At 71.9% G+C, this 1,896-nt stretch carries 2 protein-coding genes; both read left to right on the top strand.

Features of this window, described 5'->3' with window-relative positions; all coding sequences use genetic code 11:
* Positions 1 to 91: 91 nt before the first annotated feature.
* Positions 92 to 685, top strand: coding sequence for a DUF1003 domain-containing protein (locus IE249_RS14625; protein WP_189705257.1), 594 nt, complete (start codon positions 92 to 94; stop codon positions 683 to 685).
* A gap of 43 nt (positions 686 to 728) precedes the next feature.
* Entirely contained in the window at positions 729 to 1,862 is a 1,134-nt protein-coding gene (locus IE249_RS14620; RefSeq protein ID WP_189705256.1) for an Mrp/NBP35 family ATP-binding protein, read from the top strand.
* The last annotated feature ends 34 nt before the right edge of the window (positions 1,863 to 1,896 follow it).

Genomic DNA, 1,896 nt, shown 5'->3' with positions numbered 1-1,896 from the left:
GAGGACGGGACGGGCGAGCACGGGACGGGCGGTACGGGTGCCGGACGGGGCCGGGGCGCGGAAGAGGCGGCGGACGAGGGGGCGGCCACCCATGGCACCTGAGCGCGAGATGACCCGCGAGCGGCACCCGGCGGGGGCCACGGCCGCCGGCCGGCCGCGCACCCGGCTGGACCAGCCGCGGCCGCCCCGGCGCAGGCTGGTGCCCGAGTGGGACCCGGAGGCCTTCGGCCGGCTCTCCGAGCGCATCGCCCGCTTCCTGGGCACCGGCCGGTTCATCGTCTGGATGACGGTCGTGATCATCGTGTGGGTGCTGTGGAACGTGGCCGCGCCCCGCCCGTTGAGGTTCGACGAATACCCGTTCATCTTCCTGACGCTGGCCCTGTCCCTGCAGGCCTCCTACGCCGCACCGCTGATCCTGCTGGCGCAGAACCGGCAGGACGACCGGGACCGGGTCAACCTCGAACAGGACCGCAAGCAGAACGAGCGGTCCATCGCCGACACCGAGTACCTCACCCGCGAGATCGCCGCGCTGCGCATGGGTCTCGGCGAGGTCGCCACCCGCGACTGGATCCGCTCCGAGCTCCAGGACCTGATGAAGGAGCTGGAGGAGCGGGTCGACGGGCATCACCGGTCCGGGGTATTCCCGGCGGAACACCCGCGCGGACGTGACATGGACGACCACTGACGGGGGTCCCGGGCCGGGAGCGGAGCGCCGTACCATCGTTTCCATGGCTACGGAAGACGCGGTGCGCGAGGCGCTGGCGACGGTTGACGACCCCGAGATCCACCGGCCCATCACCGAGCTCGGCATGGTCAAATCGGTGGAGATCGGTGCGGACGGGGCGGTCGCGGTCACCGTGTACCTGACGGTCTCCGGCTGCCCGATGCGCGAGACGATCACGCAGCGGGTGACCGACGCGGTCTCGCGTGTCGAGGGCGTCACCCGTGTCGACGTCTCGCTCGACGTGATGAGCGACGAGCAGCGCAAGGAGCTGGCCAACGCCCTGCGCGGCGGCCAGGCCGAGCGCGAGGTCCCCTTCGCCAAGCCGGGCAACCTCACCCGGGTCTACGCGGTCGCCTCCGGCAAGGGCGGCGTCGGCAAGTCCTCGGTCACGGTGAACCTGGCGGCGGCCATGGCGGCCGACGGCCTGAAGGTGGGCGTGGTCGACGCCGACATCTACGGCCACAGCGTGCCGCGCATGCTCGGCGCGGACGGCCGTCCGACCCAGGTCGAGAACATGATCATGCCGCCGTCGGCGAACGGCGTGAAGGTCATCTCCATCGGCATGTTCACCCCGGGCAACGCTCCCGTCGTCTGGCGCGGCCCCATGCTGCACCGCGCGCTCCAGCAGTTCCTCGCGGACGTCTACTGGGGCGACCTGGACGTGCTGCTGCTCGACCTGCCGCCCGGCACCGGCGACATCGCGATCTCCGTGGCCCAGCTGGTCCCGAACGCGGAGATCCTGGTCGTGACGACCCCTCAGCAGGCCGCGGCCGAGGTGGCCGAGCGGGCCGGCTCCATCGCCGTGCAGACGCATCAGAAGATCGTCGGCGTGGTCGAGAACATGTCGGGCCTGCCCTGCCCGCACTGCGCCGAGATGGTCGACGTGTTCGGCACGGGCGGCGGCCAGCTGGTCGCCGACGGCCTGACCCGCACCACCGGCGCCACCGTCCCCGTGCTCGGCTCCATCCCGATCGACGTCCGGCTGCGCGAGGGCGGCGACGAGGGCAAGCCGGTCGTCCTGACCGACCCGGACTCCCCGGCGGGCTCCGCGCTGCGCGCCATCGCCGGCAAGCTGGGCGGCCGCCAGCGGGGGCTGTCGGGCCTGTCGCTGGGACTCACCCCGAAGAACAAGTTCTAGTACGGGATCTCGTGCGGGATTTCGTACGCGATTT

The organism is Streptomyces anandii JCM 4720, assembly GCF_014650655.1.
In the GTDB taxonomy this organism is placed as follows: domain Bacteria; phylum Actinomycetota; class Actinomycetes; order Streptomycetales; family Streptomycetaceae; genus Streptomyces; species Streptomyces anandii.
This window is presented reverse-complemented; position numbering and strand designations above follow the sequence as displayed.

Coding starts and splice junctions, on each gene's coding strand:
- IE249_RS14625 (WP_189705257.1), top strand. CDS start 92: ATGGCACCTGAGCGCGAGATGACCCGCGAGCGGCACCCGGCGGGGGCC.
- IE249_RS14620 (WP_189705256.1), top strand. CDS start 729: ATGGCTACGGAAGACGCGGTGCGCGAGGCGCTGGCGACGGTTGACGAC.